This is a genomic window from Serratia sp. YC16, assembly GCF_009707615.1.
Classification (GTDB): Bacteria; Pseudomonadota; Gammaproteobacteria; order Enterobacterales; family Enterobacteriaceae; genus Serratia; species Serratia surfactantfaciens.
This window is the reverse complement of record NZ_WLYN01000002.1, coordinates 1-17,662: the sequence shown is the minus strand read 5'-3', so window position 1 is coordinate 17,662 and position 17,662 is coordinate 1. Positions and strand designations below refer to the sequence as shown.

Below are 17,662 nucleotides of genomic sequence, written 5' to 3'. Positions count from 1 at the left end.
TCATAGAAAGAAAGAAGGCCATTTTCTGGAGACGCCATGTCCGCTGCGTTGATTATCATCGACCTGATCGAGGATCTGATCGGGCCCAAAGGGCGCGCCAACCACTGCCGCGAACAGGTGGCGGCGACCCACCTGCTCGCCAACGTCAATGCCGCCGCGGCCTATGCCCGGGTGCGAAAAATCCCGGTGATTTGGGTGCGGGTGGGATTCGCCGACGATTATCACGACATTCCGCCCCACTCGCCGCTGTTCAACCATCTCAAACAGATCGGCGCGCTGCGGTTAAACAGCCCGGGCTGCCGCTGGTCGCCCGAACTGCATCAGGAAGAGAGCGATCTGCAGTTTGAAAAAACGGCGGTGAGCGCTTTCTCCGGTAACAATTTGTTAGCCTGGCTGCGCCAGCATAGGTGCCATCATCTGCTGCTGGCGGGCGTCAGCACGCCGCTCGCCATCGAGAGCACTGCGCGTCAGGCGCACGACGCCGGTTTCCAGGTGACCGTGCTGCAAGACCTGTGCGCGGCCCCCACGCAGGAGATCCACCAGCAAAGCCTCGATACCTTGCAAAACCTGGCCGAAATCACCCGTTCGCAGGCCTGGATGAAAGGCTAACCCGCGTTGTCGCCGGTCGTGTGGGCCGGCAACATGCACAAATCCATCACTGCCCCGACCTTTAGCGTCATTCTGGTGTGCTACTATCCGCTTTAGCGCTCAATTTCGCCATCATCGCACGCCGCAAAGGCGCTGAGCGCCGTGTACATATTTTAAAGGGACATATTATGTGGGGCGTTCTGGCTGCTTCGTTATTTTTCTTGCCGTATAACCGGCTGATAGCCTGGGTGATCCTGGCCGCCTCGGCGGGCATGGGGCTTTATCATGGGGTGCTGACGCCGCTCAGCCTGAGTTATCTGCTGGCGATCGTGGCGCTGGCGGGGTTGCGTCACCATTTTCGCGCGCAACGCAATCTGGCAATCGCGCTGGAAGGGTTGGTGGTCGCCGGCTGCGTGGCGCTGTTCTTGCATCTGGTACCGGGCATCCACAACCAGCTGATGATCGACGGCGAAAAAGCCGGCCCGCTCAGCGCGCCGTTCACCATGTATTACAACTTCGATAAGGCAATGGTGCCTTTCCTGCTGTTCGCCTGCTTGCCAACGCTGTTCAGAACCGATAAAGCGGAAAAAAACGCCGCCTCGGGTTCCTGGATTGCATTGATCGTCAGCGTACCGGCGCTGTTGCTGTTGGCCGTAGCGCTGGGCGGTTTAAAAATCGAACTGCATGCGCCCGCCTGGATCCTGCCGTTCGTGATGGCGAACCTGTTCTTCGTCTGCATGGCCGAAGAAGCGCTGTTTCGCGGCTACCTGCAGCAACGTCTCAGCCAATGGCTGGGCGCCTGGCCAGCGCTGATCGTCGCCGCCCTGGTGTTCGGCGCCGCGCATCTGGCCGGCGGCATGCTGATGGTGATCTTCGCCACCCTGGCCGGGTTGATCTACGGCCTGGCGTGGATGTGGAGCGGCCGCCTGTGGGTGCCGATTCTGTTCCACTTCGGGCTTAACCTGACTCACCTGCTGTTCTTCACCTACCCGCTGTATCAGCACCCTTAACGCCCGACGCCGGCAGAGATCTCCTCTCTGCCGGCCAAGCGGGTGAAAACGCTATCATCAATATCGCACCACAACGTCTCGAGCCACTCAACAATCAGCCTCTGTCCGCAAGTCGGGTGCTTTCCATTGAAGTGTAAACGATTCCATTTTTCGCGTTAGATCACCTTTTTATCGCAGTAGCCATGCTATCTTTTTGCGCATTGTCCTCTCCCTGTTCAGCAACGGGCGTGTCAAGACGGCAGTTGGAAGCGATTACACCCTCGTCGACGCCAAGAAAGGAACCGTATGACGGAATTCAACCCTATCGATCATCCACACCGCCGCTACAACCCGCTGAGCGGTCAGTGGGTGCTGGTCTCACCGCACCGCGCCAAACGCCCCTGGCAGGGCCAGCAGGAGGCAGTCCCCACGGAAACGCTGCCGGCGCACGATCCAGACTGCTTCCTGTGCCCGGGCAACGCACGCGTCACCGGCGATCGCAATCCAAATTACCGCGGTACCTACGTCTTCACCAACGATTTCGCCGCGCTGATGAGCGATACGCCGCCAGCGCCCGACAGCCAGGATCCGCTGATGCGCAGCCAGAGCGCGCGCGGCGTCAGCCGGGTGATCTGCTTCTCTCCCGATCACAGCAAGACCCTGCCCGAATTGACGCTGCCGGCGCTGGAGCAGGTGGTCGCCGCCTGGCAGGCGCAAACCGCTGAGCTGGGCAAACACTATCCCTGGGTGCAGCTGTTTGAAAACAAAGGCGCGGCGATGGGCTGCTCCAACCCACACCCGCACGGGCAGGTTTGGGCCAACAGTTTCCTGCCGAACGAGGCCGAGCGCGAAGATCGCCTGCAGCACGACTATTTCCAGCAATACGCGTCCCCACTGCTGTTGGACTATGCGCAGCGCGAGCTGGCCGCAGGCGAACGCATCGTGGTGAACACCGAACACTGGTTGGCGGTAGTGCCCTACTGGGCCGCCTGGCCGTTTGAAACGCTGCTGCTGCCGAAGGCGGCGGTGCAGCGCATCACCGATCTCAGCGCGGCGCAAAGCCAAGATCTGGCGCTAGCGCTCAAGAAGCTGACCAGCCGTTACGACAACCTGTTCCAGTGCTCCTTCCCCTATTCGATGGGATGGCACGGTGCGCCGTTCAACGGCGCCGACAACCGGTACTGGCAGCTGCACGCCCATTTCTACCCGCCGCTGCTGCGTTCAGCCAGCGTGCGCAAATTTATGGTCGGTTACGAGATGCTGGCGGAAACCCAGCGCGACCTGACCGCCGAACAGGCCGCAGCGCGTCTGCGCGCCGTCAGCGATATTCATTACCGTGAAGCCGGAGCCCAAGCATGAGCCTGAAACCGCTTACCCATTCCCTGTTTACCGAACACTTCGGCTACGCGCCGGCGTTGACCATCCAGGCGCCGGGGCGGGTGAACCTGATCGGCGAGCATACCGATTACAACGACGGCTTCGTGCTGCCTTGCGCCATCGATTACCAAACCGTCATCGCCTGCGCCAAGCGCGACGACCGCCAGATCCGGGTGCTGGCCGCCGATTACCAGAATCAGCAGGATCAATTCTCGCTCGACGATCCGATCGTCAGCCATCCCGATCAGCGCTGGTCTGACTATGTGCGCGGCGTGGTGAAGCATCTTCAGCGCCGCAGCGCCGACTTCGGCGGCGCGGATCTGGTGATCGCCGGCAATGTGCCGCAGGGCGCGGGGCTCAGCTCCTCCGCCGCGCTGGAAGTGGCAGTGGGCCAGGCGCTGCAGGCGCTTTATCAGCTGCCGTTGGACGGCGTAGCGTTGGCGTTGAACGGTCAGGAAGCGGAGAACCAGTTCGTCGGCTGCAACTGTGGCATCATGGACCAGCTGATCTCCGCGCTCGGCCGGCGCGGCAGCGCCCTGCTGATCGACTGCCGCTCGCTGGAAACCCGTGCGGTGCCGATGCCGGACAACGTCGCGGTGGTGATCATCAACTCCAATGTGCAACGCGGGCTGGTGGACAGCGAGTACAACACCCGCCGCAAACAGTGTGAAGAAGCAGCGCGTTTCTTTGGCGTCAAGGCGCTGCGCGACGTCAGCCCCGAACAGTTCGAAGCGCGTCAACATCAGCTGGCTCCGCTGGTGGCCAAACGCGCGCGCCATGTCATCAGCGAGAATGCCCGCACGCTGGCGGCGGCCGACGCGCTGGCGGCCGGCGATCTGCAACGCATGGGGCGGCTGATGGCGGAGTCTCACGCCTCGATGCGCGACGACTTTGAAATCACCGTGCCACCTATCGATAAGCTGGTCGAGATCGTCAAAGCGACGATCGGCCCGCGCGGCGGCGTACGCATGACCGGCGGCGGCTTTGGCGGTTGCATCGTCGCGCTGATGCCGCAGGATCTCGTGGAGACGGTGCGTGCCGCCGTGGCGCACGAGTATCCGCGGCAAACCGGTGGGCTGCGGGAAACCTTCTATGTTTGCCAGGCTTCGCAAGGCGCCGGCCCATGCTGACGGCAACGGCGGCAGCCGCCCCCGATGGGCAGCCTTACCAACTGACGCAGTTGCAAAACGCCGGCGGCATGACGGTGACGCTGATGGACTGGGGCGCCACCTGGTTGTCCGCCGTCTTGCCGCTCAAATCCGGTGAAAAGCGCGAGCTGTTGCTGGGTTGCCGCAGCCCGGCGGACTACCAACGACAGGGCGCCTATCTGGGCGCCACCGTCGGCCGTTACGCCAACCGCATCGCCAACGCCAATCTGTCCATCGGCGGGAAACCCCATGCGCTGGCCGCCAATCAGGGTGCCCACCAGCTGCACGGCGGCCCCGACGGTTTTCATGCCCGCCGTTGGCGCCGGGTGCAGCATGATGCGCAGCAGGTCTGCTATGCGCTGCATTCAGCGGATGGCGATCAGGGCTTCCCCGGCAACCTCGACGTGCAGGTTTGCTACCGCCTGACTCACGACAATCGTGTAGAAATCAGCTATCTGGCGCAGGTCGATCGCCCCTGCCCGGTCAACCTGACCAACCACGCCTATTTCAACCTGGACGGCGCCGACGCCGACGCCCGCGCCCAGCGGCTGCAGCTGTTCGCCGATCGCTATCTGCCCGTCGACGCCGAGGGCATTCCCTGCGCCGGGCTGACGGCGGTGGACGGCAGCGGCATGGACTTTCGCCAGCCGAAAACGCTGCTGCAGGATTTTCTGCGCGATCGCGACCAGCAGCGGGTCAAAGGTTACGATCACGCATTTCTGCTGCACCGTACCTGCGGCGCGCTGGAGTGCCCGGCGGCCCATTTATGGTCCGCCGACGGGCAAGTGCAGATGAGCGTGTTTACCGACGCGCCCGCGCTGCAACTCTACAGCGGTAATTATCTGGCGGGCACGCCGGCGCGCGACGGCGGCAGCTACGCCAACCACGCCGGCCTGGCGTTGGAAAGCGAATTTTTGCCGGACAGCCCGCACCATCCTGAATGGCCGCAGCCGGACTGCTGGCTGCAACCGGGGAACCGCTACCGCAGCGCCACGCATTATCAGTTTTATCCTATCTGACCCGCCACGCCCCTCGCCGTGCGGCCGGGGGCGATTTGTTATAAATGCTTACCTTTTAGCGCTCTCCCCCCGCCGGCACCCACCTTTCCTTATTCCAAAGTGCGCACTACACTCAGGCTACCGTGATAAGCACAACACCTTGTGCAACGTCACAATTTTCGGCCGATGGCGGCCAATCAATAGCTGAAGGAACACCTATGCGTCTGATTACTGCACTTCCATTGCTGGCGGGCTTAATGTTGAGCACCAATCTGATGGCGGCCGACGCGACGACGGCGACGAAAACGCCTTCGCCGGCGCAGGCGGCCCAGCAGAAACGCATGACCGATTGCAACCAGCAAGCATCCACCAAGTCGCTGAAAGGCGCGGATCGCTCTACCTTTATGAGCACCTGCCTGAAATCTGAAGGCACCGCCGCGACGGGCAAAACCCTGACGCCGCAGCAGCAGAAAATGAAAACCTGCAACGCCGACGCCAAGACCAAGAATCTGAAGGGCGACGCGCGTAAAACCTTCATGAGCAACTGCCTGAAAAAATCGGCCTGATTTACCCCACGCCACGGCGCGCACGAAGCGATTTCGGCGCGCCGTTTCTCCCTCGCAGCGCCAGCCTGAACGATTCAGCTTTTTCCTTTCGCCAGCCCTTACTTTGCGGCAAGAAATTGGCTATGGTTAGACACTATCGATTGCCGAGCCCCGGCCCGCGGCAATATAATGATTTTCGTTATCATTGAAATGTCAGATTATTAAGGAGTTAAGCTATGGCTGTAACTAAGCTGGTTCTGGTGCGTCACGGCGAAAGCCAGTGGAACCAAGAAAACCGCTTCACCGGTTGGTATGATGTTGATCTGTCCGACAAGGGCCGTACCGAAGCGAAAGCAGCAGGCAAGCTGTTGAAAGATGAAGGCTTCACTTTTGACTTCGCTTACACCTCCGTACTGAAGCGCGCGATCCACACCCTGTGGAACATCCTCGACGAGCTGGATCAGGCCTGGTTGCCGACCGAAAAATCCTGGAAGCTGAACGAACGTCACTACGGGGCGCTGCAGGGTCTGAACAAAGCGGAAACCGCTGAGAAATACGGCGACGAGCAGGTGAAACAATGGCGTCGCGGCTTCGCGGTGACCCCGCCGGAGCTGACCAAAGAAGACGAACGTTACCCTGGCCACGATCCGCGCTACGCTTCGCTGACCGAGCAAGAGCTGCCGCTGACCGAAAGCCTGGCGCTGACCATCGATCGCGTTATTCCTTACTGGGACGAAGAGATCCTGCCACGCATCAAGAGCGGCGAGCGCGTGATCGTTGCGGCGCACGGCAACTCGCTGCGCGCGCTGGTGAAATACCTGGATAACCTGAGCGAAGACGAAATCCTCGAGCTGAACATCCCAACCGGCGTGCCGTTGGTGTATGAGTTCGACGAGAACTTCAAACCCATCAAACGTTACTACCTGGGCAACGCCGACGAGATCGCTGCAAAAGCGGCGGCCGTGGCGAACCAGGGCAAAGCGAAGTAATTTCGCCCGTTCCCGGTAACGAAAAAGCCCCTGGTTTTCACCGGGGGCTTTTTTATTTCTGCTGTTGCGCCATCGCCTCGTTCACCGCCTCCAGCCGCTCCTGCATCGCCGGATGGGTGCTGAGCCAGGCCGGCAGCGCCCAGCCATCGTTCGTTTCTCGTTCAGGCGCCTGCGCCAATGCGCGGTAGATTGCCGCCATTTCCGCCAGCGAACGCCCCTGCCGCTGCATTTGCGCGATGGCGAAGCCATCCGCCTCGCGCTCCATCCCGCGGGAAAACTGCATCTCATTCACGAAGGACGCGGACTGCAGCAGCGTGTCGCCAATGCCGCTGACGTCGCCGGTCATCCACATCAGCGTCAACGCCACCAGTGACGAGCGCACCAGCATGCGCATCGAGTGGCGATGGGCATGATGCCCCATTTCGTGCAGCATCACCGCCGCCAGCCCATCGTCGTTTTTCGACAACGCAACCAGCCCATCGCTGATCACCAGCGTGCCGTCCGGCAACATAAAGGCGTTTGGCGCACCGGGCGCCGCCATCAGTTTCAGCGACAGCGGCGTGCGCTCCTGGCGCATTTCGGCCGGCATCACCTGCCGGAACAGTTGCTGCAACGCCCGCTGCCGCTCGGCCGGGAGTGCAGAGGGCTTGAAGCCGCTCTGGCTCAAAAACGTCTGCGTGTGTTCGCCCAGCGTCTGTTCCACCGAGGTGGGGATACGCATGGCGATCTCGCTGCTCGCCCACGGCAACACCACGTAAACGTAAGCCACGACCGCCAGCAGCGTCATCAGCAGCGCCAGCGCGACGCCGCGTTTGTGGCGCTCCAGGCGATGCACCCAACCCGGCGGACGGCGCTGATAAAACCAGCGGCGGAAGGCCGCGTCGTCGTCCGGCACAAACCGCCCGCCGCCTTTGAAGGTCAGCGTCAAGGGAATCGTGCCCAGCGCGTCAGAAACGGCGATATCCGCCAAGGGAATGTAGCGCTGCTCATCCTGCCGCTGCAGCGTTACACCCTCGCCGCTTTCGTTCACCAGCAGGCGGGCCGCTTCGCGCGCGGCCCGCCCCGGCAACTGGTAGGCGCCCTGGAGGATCATCGGCGCCTCAGAAACTGCCGCCCAGATCCAGCGCCTGCACCGCCTCTTCGGCCACCGCGCTGTTGGCGGTTTCCTGATGCGCCGTGATGTCCAGCAACGCCAGATCGCCTTCAACCGTCGTGCATTCCGCCAGATAACGGGCGTGGCGCACTTCCGCCACCGGCACCGCGAAACCGAGCGAAAACAGGGTGATCAGGGTATTGGTGATCAGCAGCCCCATATACGGCAGCGTTTGCATGGAAGAACGCAGTTTGATGTTGCCGTTCAACGCCGTCTGGTTAAACAGATAGTTGCGTTGGGCGACAACCTGATAGCTGCCGGCGATCAAGGCACCAATCAGCAGCACCACCATCATCAGCAGCAGGCTGCCAATATTCTCCAGCACCAGCAAATCGGCAGTTTCATTCGTCAATATACCCATCAATACCATTTGGTACAGGGACAGGATGAACGACCCCATGCACACCAGCGCTGCCAACATGAATGGCAGGAAAATGAGCAGGCCGATCAAGGCAAATTTGATAAAGGCCGACTTTTTCAGCTCGGCAATAAACGGCGTGCGGCCGAAGAACAGATTATTGACGTACAGATCGTGCTGCAGTGCGCTAATAATACCGTTGACGGCGGCGAATGCCGGCACGGCCAACAGCAGCGTCAACACCAGCATCAAACTGATGGCGTTGATGCTGTCAAAACCGCTGCCAATGCTGAGTAAAATGATTAAGCCGACATAAAGCCCGATAATCAGCAATAGCGGGCAGAACAGCAACGCCCAATAAGCGCGCCCGGTGCGACAGACATAATTAAAACGCACGCCGCGATAGCTCGACATAATCGCATTGTAGCGCCAGCTGCGGATAACGATCCACGGCAGCAGGGCAAGCAACACCAGCAAAGCCAGCAGCCCCAGCAGCGGCGTCACCGCCAGCAGGATATAAAACACGATGATGCCGCCGATCACCAACAGCCGCCCTTTCAGAATTTGCAGCGGTTGCGCATGGTAATCGAAACGATCGCCGTCCAATTCCGTGTTGCCGTAGAAATAACGACGGCGACGCACCGTCGCCCAGGCGGAATAGATGCCCAGGGTCACGATGGTCAATAATGCGTTGACCAACCAAATAGCGAAGTACTCGCCACCTTTCCCATGGAATTTAATTCTGTGCAGCCCCAGCGGCTGCGAGGTATTGCTTGTCATAATTCTTTCGTCCTGAAAGGAATAGGTCATGCCGCTCCCCACTTATTAGTCATGTGGGGTTTGCGGAATAAAAAATCGTCTTATATAAGCACAATGCCGCGAGCAGTGACAATGACTCTTTTATTAAATAGGAATAATGCGAAGGCGGCTGCTTAATGATTTAATTGGCCTGTTAATTGTAAGCCTTAAATTAGCCGGCGGCAGGGAGGAACACAGTGGCTGGAAAAAACAAGGGCCCGCTGCCGGGCCCTTCTCATATTGGCGATTAACCGCGGCGCGTTTTCACCGCCGCCGCCAGATCGCGCAGCACGGTTTCGGTGTCCTGCCAGCCGATGCAGCCGTCGGTTACGCTCTTGCCGTAAACCAGCGGTTCGCCGCTTTCGAGGTTCTGGTTGCCTTCCACCAGGTGGCTTTCGATCATCACGCCGATAATCGCTTTTTCACCGCCGCCAATCTGCCCGCAAACGTCCGCGCTCACGTCCATCTGCTTTTTGAACTGTTTGCTGCTGTTGGCGTGGCTGAAGTCGATCATCACCTGCGCCGGCAGCCCGGCCTTGCTCAGGCCGGCTTTGACGTCTTTCACATGCGCCGCGCTGTAGTTCGGCTCTTTGCCGCCGCGCAGGATAATGTGGCAGTCGCCGTTACCGCTGGTGTTAACGATCGCCGAGTGGCCCCACTTGGTTACCGACAGGAAGCAGTGCGGCGCGCCGGCGGCGTTGATGGCGTCGATCGCCACCTTGATGGTGCCGTCGGTACCGTTCTTGAAGCCGACCGGGCAAGAGAGGCCGGAGGCCAGTTCGCGGTGCACCTGCGACTCCGTGGTGCGCGCGCCGATGGCGCCCCAGCTCATCAGATCCGCCAGATATTGCGGCGTGATCATGTCGAGGAATTCGCCGGCAGCCGGCAGGCCGCTGTCGTTGATTTCCACCAGCAGTTTGCGCGCCAGGCGCAGGCCGTCGTTGATGTTGAAGCTGTTGTCCATCTGCGGATCGTTGATCAAGCCTTTCCAGCCCACGGTGGTGCGCGGTTTTTCGAAGTACACGCGCATCACCACTTCCAGCTCGCCCTTCAGCTCTTCACGCAGCGCCAGCAGACGCCCCGCGTACTCTTTGGCGGCTTGGGTATCATGGATAGAGCAAGGGCCAATCACCACCAGCAGGCGATCGTCGCTACCGCGTAGGATATTGTGAATTGCGCTGCGGGCCTGGGACACCGTCTTTGCCGCGCGTTCAGTGGCCGGGAATTTCTCCAGCAAAGCCACCGGCGGCAGGAGTTCCTTAATATCATTAATGCGTAAATCGTCGTTTTGGTAATTCATAGCTTTTCCATTCGGTATCGTGGGGTCTTTCGCAGTGCGTAACGGTGTAGATCCCAACAATCTAGCCTGTGAGAATGGCGCTGTAAATCACCTTTGCCCCCCGCCGCTGGAACCGCCAAATTAACAGCAGATTGTGCTGTTTCATCAGGGGAGCGCAGAGCCTCCTTTTTCGCTATGCTAGCGATCGGAATATAAAGTGACCCGAGTTGAACATGCCCTCTCTGTTATTAGTTGATGACCACCCGGTGGTTCATGTCGCACTGGAAGCGGCGCTAATGAAATCATCCCGCCCCTACCGCCTGCAGGCGGCGCAGGACGACGTTCAGGCGCTGGCCCTGCTGGCCGAGGCCGCTTTCGGCCTGGTGATCCTGGATATCGGCCTGCCGCAGGTCGACGGGCTGCAGCTGTTGAAAAAAATCCGCCGCCGCTACCCGCAGCAGCCGATCCTGATCTACACCGCGCAGGAAGCCGAGGTCTATGCGCGCATGGCCCATGCCGCCGGCGCCAACGGTTTCGTCAATAAAGGCAGCTCGCTGGCGCACCTGGTACAGGCGATCGAGCAGGTGCTGGACGGAGAAACCCACTTCCCCGCCGCCGCGCTGACCGAAGAAGCGCCGACGGCGGACGGCGGGCAGCTCACGCCCAAGGAGCTCGAGGTGCTGGGTTTGCTGAGCCAGGGGCTGTCCAATCTGCAGATCGCCGACCTGCTGCACATCAGCAACAAGACCGTCAGCACCCACAAGAAAAATATCCAGCGCAAAACCGGCGCCGGCAACCTGCTGGAACTGGCGGCGGTGTTTAAAGAGCTGGCGCCATGATGCGCCGCGCCCTGCTGCTGCTGTTGCTGTGGTGCGGCCTGGCGCAGGCGGCGGAACCGGTGCGCTATCAGCTGGTCAGCAACCTGAATACCCCCGAGAACATGCTGATCGTCGGCGAGAAGAACCCCTGGCGCGATCGTACGCTGCGCGTCGGCATCATCAGCGAGAACACCAGCCCGTACAACATCATCGTGGACGACGATCTGTACGGATTGAACGCCGACTACCTCGGCTATATCCAGCAGGTGACCGGCATCCGCTTCGCCATTTACGGCTTCGCCGACCTGACGCAGCTGGAGCAGGCGCTGCACGACGGCAAGGTCGATCTGCTGTACGGCATCCCGCAAAGTGAAGCGCTGCACGGCCTGGAAATTTCCCAGCCCTATTACGTCAGCAACCTGCGCGTATTGCGCGATCGCAGCAACGATCGGCCGGTGATGCTCAATTCCGCCAACGCCCGCGTCGCGATCGGCGCGCTGACCGACATGCAGTCCGGCGGCGCCCTGCAGGCGGTGGCGTCACAGATCCAGCGTTACGACAACAACCTGCAGGCGGTCTATTCGCTGCTCAACGGCAGCAGCGACTACTTTATCGCCGACGAGGCCAGCGCCAGCTTTATCATCGACCAGCTGCAGCTCGGCCAGCTCTATCAGATTGAAAGCAACGAGAACCTGGGCAATCTGTCCTTCGTGTTCGCCGCCGCCGACCCACGGCTGATAGACACGCTGGACACCGCCATCGCCGACGCGCCGATGGAACTGATGAACGCCCTGCAGAGCCGCTGGAGTAAAAAGATCCCCAGCTACCTCGACACCGGCAATGCCGATCTGACGACGATGGAGAAAAACTGGGTGGCGAGCCACCGCGTGGTTTACTACGCCGCCATCGAGAACAACTTCCCGTTCGCCTATCGCGGTTCCGACGGCCAGCCGCGCGGCTACGCCATCGATATTCTCAACATCATCGCGCAAAACACCGGGCTGCGTTTCGCGCCGCTGTGGGCGCGCAACGCCGAGCAAGCCGATCAGCTGGTGCAGTCCGACCAGGCCAGCTTCCGCGCCGCCCTGCCGCTGGCGCGCGGCGTCAAGGCGCGCTACGGCGCCAGCATGCCTATCCACCGTTCGCTGTGGGGCGTTTACGTCGGCCAGTACGCCAACGGCATCTCGACCTGGAACGATCTGGCCGGTAAGCGCATCGGTGTGCTGCAGGGCGATTTGGCTCAAGGGCTGGTGCCGGGGCGGGAACAGACCATCAGCTTCGCCGACAGCAAATCCATGTATGACGCGCTGGCCAACGGTCAGCTGGATGCGTTGGTGGATAACGTCATCTCCGCCAACTTTTTGGCGCTGTCGCGCTATTCCGGCGCCATCAAGCTGGCCTTCGCCGCCAACAACATTCCCTATCCGGTGGCCTTCGGCGTACGCCGCGATCAGCCGCTGCTGTTGGCGATCCTCGATAAGAACCTGATGCAGATCCCGGCGGACACTCTGCAATCGCTGCGCGACGAATGGATCGTCGATCGCAGCAACCTGATAGACGCGGTGAACGACAACCGCATGCCGCCGCAAACCACCTGGCTGCTGGCGCTGCTGGCCGCCGCCACCGTGCTGCTGCTGGCGCTGACGCTGCGCCGTTTCATGCTGCAGCGCCGAGAAAAACGCGAACGCGAAGAGCTTGAGCAGGCGCGCCGCCGCGCCGAAGCGGAAAACCGCATGAAGAGCAAATTCCTCGCCACCGTCAGCCACGAACTGCGTACGCCGATGCACGCCATTCTCGGCCTGCTGGAGCTGGAGCTCAAACGCCAACCCGCGCCGGAAGGCCTGCCAGTGATTTACAGTTCTGCCTCTTCGCTGCTCAACCTGCTCAACGACCTGCAGGATCACGCCCGGCTGGAAACCGGTTCGCTGACGCTGGCGCCGAAACCGGTGGCGCTGCGCCCCTGGGTCGCGCGCATTGACGCTCTCTACCGGCCGCTGATCGGCGAACGGCCGCTGACGTTGAGCGTGGTGGCGGATCCGGCGCTGCCGGAGGCGGTGGTCATTGATGGTGAGCGTTTACTTCAGGTAGCTAACAACCTGATAAACAACGCGATAAAGTTTACGCCACGCGGTGCCATTCAGGTCGGCGTCGGCTGGCGCGCGCAGGATGAGCTGCGGGGGGTATTGCATCTGACGGTGAACGACAGCGGCTGCGGCATCGCCGCCGATGAGCTCGGCAAGCTGTTCCAACCGTTTTACCGCGCGCGCGGCGCGCAGCGCATCTCGGTGCAAGGCACGGGCCTGGGGCTGTCGATCTGCAAGGAGATCGTCGAGCAGATGGGTGGCCGCATCGAGCTGCAATCGCAGCCGGGCGTCGGCACCCGTGTCGAGGTAGCGATACCGGTTGAGCTGGGCGGCGCGTCGCCGGTTGTCGCCCCGGAGGAGCGGCCCCTCGCCCTGCCGTCTTCCTCGTTGCGTACCGCGTTGATCGACGATCACCCCACCAATCTGTTGCTGATGGAGCGCCAGTTGCGCCATTTCGGGCTGCAGCCCGCCCGCTTTGAGCAAGGTTATGCGCTGCTGAAGGCCCAGCGTCGTCAGCCGTTCGATCTGTTGTTTATCGACTATAACATGCCGCGCCCCGACGGCCTGACGCTCGCCAGGCTGATCCGGCGCGACGAACAGCGGCTGCAACGCGCGCCTTGCCGCATCGTGCTCTGTTCGGCGGATGTGCAGGAGTTCACCCGCATCCCACCTGCACTGGTGGCGATCGACCACTTCCTGACCAAGCCGATTTCACTGGCGGCGATCGGCCAGATACTGGCTCAGCAACCACAGACTCAGGAGAAAAAGTCAGTCCTTACTGACTTACGGCAAACGCTGGCAGAGATGGCGGATGGCGATCGCGCCATGATGCAGCGGCTGGCGCAGACGCTCAGCGATACGCTACGGCAAGACCGCCAGCGACTCGCGAGCGCCGTCGCCGCAAACGACTGGCAGCACCTGGAGCAGGCTGCGCATCGTATCAAGGGCAGCCTGCTGATGCTGCAGCTGCCGGAAGCCGCGCAGCTGTGCCAGCAACTGGTGGAAACCGCACGCCGGGGCGAGCTTGCCGGCACCGCTTATACTAAATTAGAGGCGTTAGTGGCGCAGATATTGCCGGAGCTGGATGCTCTGCTCACTGCCGCCCCCTCTTTCGCTATGCATAAGGATGAATAATGTCGGACACTCCACACCAACACCTGCCGAAAGACAGTAATAGTAAACGCCTACTGACTGCTTTTTTAGTCACCGCCGTCTTTATGGTGGCCGAAGTGATTGGCGGTCTCTGGTCGGGCTCGCTGGCGCTGTTGGCCGACGCCGGCCACATGCTGACCGATGCCGCCGCGCTGCTGGTGGCACTGATGGCGGTGCACTTCTCCCAACGCAAACCCAACGCGCGCCACACCTTCGGTTATCTGCGTCTGACTACGCTGGCGGCCTTCCTCAACGCCGCGGCGCTGCTGGTGATCGTGGTATTCATCCTGTGGGAGGCGATACAGCGTTTCTTTGAACCGCAGCCGGTGATGGGTACCCCGATGCTGATCATCGCCATAGCGGGGCTGCTGGCTAACCTGTTCGCCTTCTGGCTGCTGCATCGCGGCAGCGAAGAGAAGAACATCAACGTGCGCGCCGCCGCGCTGCATGTGCTGGGCGATCTGCTCGGCTCGGTGGGCGCCATCGCCGCCGCCATCGTTATTCTCGCCACCGGCTGGACGCCGATTGACCCGATCCTGTCGGTGCTGGTCTCCTGTCTGGTGCTGCGCAGCGCCTGGCGGCTGCTGAAGGAAAGCTTCCACGAGCTGCTGGAAGGCACGCCGCAGGAGGTCGATATCGCCAAGCTGCAAAAAGATCTGTGCCTGAACATCCCGGAAGTGCGCAACATCCATCACGTGCACGTCTGGCAGATCGGCGAACAGAAGCTGATGACGTTGCATGCACAGGTGATCCCGCCGCATGACCACGATGGGCTGTTGCAACGCATTCAGGCTTATCTGTTGGAGCACTACAAGATTGGCCACGTGACCATTCAGATGGAATACCGGCACTGCGAGACGCCGGACTGCGGCATCAACCGGGCGCCGGAGCCGAGTGAACACTCACATGCCGAAGCGCACTCCCACCTGGGACATCGCCATTAAACCAAGAGGGCGCCATCACGGCGCCCTCTGCGTTGTCAGGGAGCGGAAGACAACGGATTGGAATGGTTGCGCCCGGCACTCTTGATCCACAGCCAGGAGCCGTTCAGGGCGATCAGCGTCAGAATGACATACTCGAGCGCCATCGCGTACACGCCCTGGTAGGCGAAAATCGCCACGCTGATGACATCGATAACCACCCACAGCAGCCAGTTTTCTACATACTTGCGCGTCATCAGGATCATCGCCACGATGGACAGCACCATCATTGCCGAATCCCAGAACGGGAACGCATCCGGTTGCAGCTCAGGCATCTGTACGTTCAGCCCCAGCCCTTGCATCACCGCCACCGCAATCTGCGTCAGCCAGGCGAACACGCGGTCAATGTTGAAGGTCATCAGGCCGATGCCGATGACGCAAACCGCTGCCCAGGCCAACGCTTTCGGCAGCGGCAGCCAACGGATCTGCAGCTCGGCCTGGTTATCCTGGGTTTGGCGGCTCCAGGCATACCAACCGTAAATATTGGCGCCGAAGAAAAACAGCTGCAGCAGCAGGCTGGCGTACAGCTGGATCTGGAAGAAAATCACCGCGAACAGCGTGACGTTGATCAGGCCGAACAGGTAGTTGATGATCTTTTCCTTGCTGGCGTACCAGATGCACAGCAATCCGAACAGCGTGCCGATGGCTTCGATCCACGACAGATCGTAACCGCCTGCGCCAAGCGGAATATGCACCAGAATATTGCTGGTACTGAAGAAGCTCATGAGGTCATCCTTTTAAACGGTTAAGCGTTGCCTTTAACCTGCATCTTAAGCTGAGCGGCGAAATCCAGCATGCGGTTCAGCGGCACCAGCGCCTTTTTACGCAGCGCGGCGGCCACGTGGATCTCATGCTGTGCGCCCCCCTGCTCCAGCCCTTCGGCAATCGCCTTCAGGCCATTCATCGCCATCCACGGGCAATGTGCGCAGCTGCGGCAGGTCGCGCCTTCTCCGGCGGTCGGTGCCTCGAATAGCTCCTTATCCGGACAGGCCTGCTGCATCTTATAGAAGATACCGCGATCGGTGGCGACGATCAGCTGTTGATGCGGCAATGTTTTCGCCGCCTGAATCAACTGGCTGGTCGATCCCACCGCATCCGCCAGCTCGACCACCGCCTGAGGCGATTCGGGATGCACCAGGATGGCCGCCTGCGGATAGAGCGCCTTCATGCGCCGCAGCGCCTGGGTCTTAAACTCGTCATGGACAATGCAAGCGCCTTGCCAGCACAACACGTCGGCGCCGGTCTGCTTTTGCACATAGCTGCCGAGATGGCGATCCGGCGCCCAGATGATCTTCTCGCCCAGGCTATCCAGATGCTCGATCAGTTCGACGGCGATACTGGAGGTCACCACCCAGTCGGCGCGCGCTTTGACCGCCGCCGAGGTGTTCGCATAGACCACCACGGTGCGATCGGGATGACTGTCGCAAAACGCATGGAACTCTTCTTCTGGGCAGCCCAAGTCCAGCGAGCATTCGGCAAACAGGGTCGGCATCAGCACCTGCTTTTCCGGGCTGAGGATCTTGGCGGTTTCCCCCATGAAACGCACGCCGGCCACCAACAGCGTGGAAGCCGGATGGGCGCTGCCGAAGCGCGCCATTTCCAGAGAGTCCGCCACGCAGCCGCCGGTTTCTTCCGCCAGCGCCTGAATTTCCGGGTCGGTATAATAATGGGCGACCATTACCGCGTTGCGCTGCGTGAGCAGGGTTTTGATCTTCTCGCGATAAAAGGCTTTTTCCGCTACGTCCAGCGGTACCGGTTTCGGCGGGAAGGGATACACCGCCGCGTTGACATCAAACATTTCACTCATCGCTGCAATCTCATGCTAGGCTAGGCGCCTGCCGCGTGAATATCTCCCTGCCGCAACGCCCTTGGTTTTATATACTAAACAAAATACCTAAAATCGCGCGAAAAGTCCGCTGATATTTTCATATTTGCGCACTCAGTGTTTAATGGATTAAAAAACATAGACGTTGACCACGCAAATCGCTGCAGATAATGCCCCGGTGAGAACGTATAGCGTTCAGAGAAGGACGAGATGCAGAACGTTGCGGTGTTGAAACGAGAAAGCAGAAGATTCGGGTGCGGGATTACAGATGCGAAAAAAGCGCCAAAAGGCGCTTTTTCCTGAATTGGTGGGTCGTGCAGGATAACTCGGCCTTTGGCCTCGCCCTTCGGGCCATCACCGGAGTGATGTTGTCTCGCTTTGCGAGACTCGAACCTCTAAGGTTCTCATCCTGACGATTTAACACCTTACTCTTTTAAAGAGTGGTGGGTCGTGCAGGATAACTCGGCCTTTGGCCTCGCCCTTCGGGCCATCACCGGAGTGATGTTGTCTCGCTTTGCGAGACTCGAACCTCTAAGGTTCTCATCCTGACGATTTAACACCTTACTCTATTAAAGAGTGGT

15 protein-coding genes and 2 other RNA genes are annotated in these 17,662 nt (G+C 60.6%); 10 read left to right on the top strand and 7 right to left on the bottom strand.

Annotated features, from left to right (window positions below):
* Positions 1-36 precede the first annotated feature (36 nt).
* From GKN89_RS07480 to gpmA, 7 genes are all read left to right on the top strand, one after another.
* On the top strand, positions 37-609 hold the full coding sequence (locus GKN89_RS07480; RefSeq protein WP_019454014.1) for a cysteine hydrolase family protein: 573 nt from the start codon (positions 37-39) through the stop codon (positions 607-609).
* Positions 610-776: 167 nt separating this feature from the next.
* The gene (locus GKN89_RS07475; RefSeq protein WP_063918920.1) at positions 777-1,598 is read left to right on the top strand and encodes a CPBP family intramembrane glutamic endopeptidase; all 822 of its coding nucleotides are present in this window, start codon (positions 777-779) and stop codon (positions 1,596-1,598) included.
* 285 nt (positions 1,599-1,883) lie between these two features.
* On the top strand, positions 1,884-2,936 hold the full coding sequence (galT, locus tag GKN89_RS07470) for a galactose-1-phosphate uridylyltransferase (protein WP_063918919.1): 1,053 nt from the start codon (positions 1,884-1,886) through the stop codon (positions 2,934-2,936).
* Positions 2,933-4,084 (top strand): galactokinase, encoded by a 1,152-nt coding sequence (gene galK, locus GKN89_RS07465; RefSeq protein ID WP_154746691.1) that lies wholly within the window; start codon positions 2,933-2,935, stop codon positions 4,082-4,084. Before galT ends, galK begins: the two co-directional genes overlap by 4 nt.
* Positions 4,078-5,121, top strand: a complete 1,044-nt coding sequence (galM, locus tag GKN89_RS07460; protein ID WP_154746690.1) for a galactose-1-epimerase — start codon at positions 4,078-4,080, stop codon at positions 5,119-5,121. Before galK ends, galM begins: the two co-directional genes overlap by 7 nt.
* A gap of 197 nt (positions 5,122-5,318) precedes the next feature.
* A complete protein-coding gene (locus tag GKN89_RS07455) occupies positions 5,319-5,666 on the top strand; it encodes a PsiF family protein (RefSeq protein WP_025160028.1) in 348 nt (115 codons plus the stop codon).
* Between the two features lie 215 nt (positions 5,667-5,881).
* Positions 5,882-6,634, top strand: coding sequence for a 2,3-diphosphoglycerate-dependent phosphoglycerate mutase (gene gpmA, locus GKN89_RS07450; protein ID WP_019454020.1), 753 nt, complete (start codon positions 5,882-5,884; stop codon positions 6,632-6,634).
* 52 nt (positions 6,635-6,686) lie between these two features.
* Here gpmA and GKN89_RS07445 read toward each other — a convergent pair whose 3' ends face one another.
* From GKN89_RS07445 to aroG, 3 genes are all read right to left on the bottom strand, one after another.
* Complete coding sequence (locus tag GKN89_RS07445; RefSeq protein WP_154746689.1) at positions 6,687-7,727, bottom strand: M48 family metallopeptidase; 1,041 nt, start codon at positions 7,725-7,727, stop codon at positions 6,687-6,689.
* A 7-nt stretch (positions 7,728-7,734) separates the two neighbouring features.
* Positions 7,735-8,925, bottom strand: a complete 1,191-nt coding sequence (locus GKN89_RS07440; protein WP_154746688.1) for a YjgN family protein — start codon at positions 8,923-8,925, stop codon at positions 7,735-7,737.
* Positions 8,926-9,190: 265 nt separating this feature from the next.
* Positions 9,191-10,243 carry a 3-deoxy-7-phosphoheptulonate synthase AroG gene (aroG, locus tag GKN89_RS07435; protein ID WP_019454023.1) on the bottom strand — a complete coding sequence of 351 codons (1,053 nt, stop codon included), beginning with the start codon at positions 10,241-10,243 and terminating at the stop codon, positions 9,191-9,193.
* Between the two features lie 212 nt (positions 10,244-10,455).
* Between aroG and GKN89_RS07430 the strand changes: the two genes are divergently transcribed.
* The 3 genes from GKN89_RS07430 to zitB are packed head-to-tail and all read left to right on the top strand — an operon-like array spanning position 10,456 to position 15,220.
* Complete coding sequence (locus tag GKN89_RS07430; RefSeq protein WP_154746687.1) at positions 10,456-11,061, top strand: response regulator transcription factor; 606 nt, start codon at positions 10,456-10,458, stop codon at positions 11,059-11,061.
* Positions 11,058-14,258, top strand: coding sequence for a transporter substrate-binding domain-containing protein (locus GKN89_RS07425; protein ID WP_154746686.1), 3,201 nt, complete (start codon positions 11,058-11,060; stop codon positions 14,256-14,258). Before GKN89_RS07430 ends, GKN89_RS07425 begins: the two co-directional genes overlap by 4 nt.
* Positions 14,258-15,220, top strand: a complete 963-nt coding sequence (zitB, locus tag GKN89_RS07420) for a CDF family zinc transporter ZitB (protein ID WP_025160031.1) — start codon at positions 14,258-14,260, stop codon at positions 15,218-15,220. Before GKN89_RS07425 ends, zitB begins: the two co-directional genes overlap by 1 nt.
* A 35-nt stretch (positions 15,221-15,255) precedes the next feature.
* On the opposite strand, the gene pnuC is transcribed toward zitB, so the two are convergent.
* From pnuC to GKN89_RS07400, 4 genes are all read right to left on the bottom strand, one after another.
* Entirely contained in the window at positions 15,256-15,981 is a 726-nt protein-coding gene (pnuC, locus tag GKN89_RS07415; RefSeq protein ID WP_019454027.1) for a nicotinamide riboside transporter PnuC, read from the bottom strand.
* A gap of 20 nt (positions 15,982-16,001) precedes the next feature.
* The gene (nadA, locus tag GKN89_RS07410) at positions 16,002-17,063 is read right to left on the bottom strand and encodes a quinolinate synthase NadA (RefSeq protein ID WP_154746685.1); all 1,062 of its coding nucleotides are present in this window, start codon (positions 17,061-17,063) and stop codon (positions 16,002-16,004) included.
* A 323-nt stretch (positions 17,064-17,386) separates the two neighbouring features.
* Positions 17,387-17,509, bottom strand: a non-coding RNA gene (locus tag GKN89_RS07405) — RtT sRNA.
* Positions 17,510-17,522: 13 nt separating this feature from the next.
* A non-coding RNA gene (locus GKN89_RS07400) (RtT sRNA) lies at positions 17,523-17,645 on the bottom strand.
* Positions 17,646-17,662 lie beyond the last annotated feature (17 nt).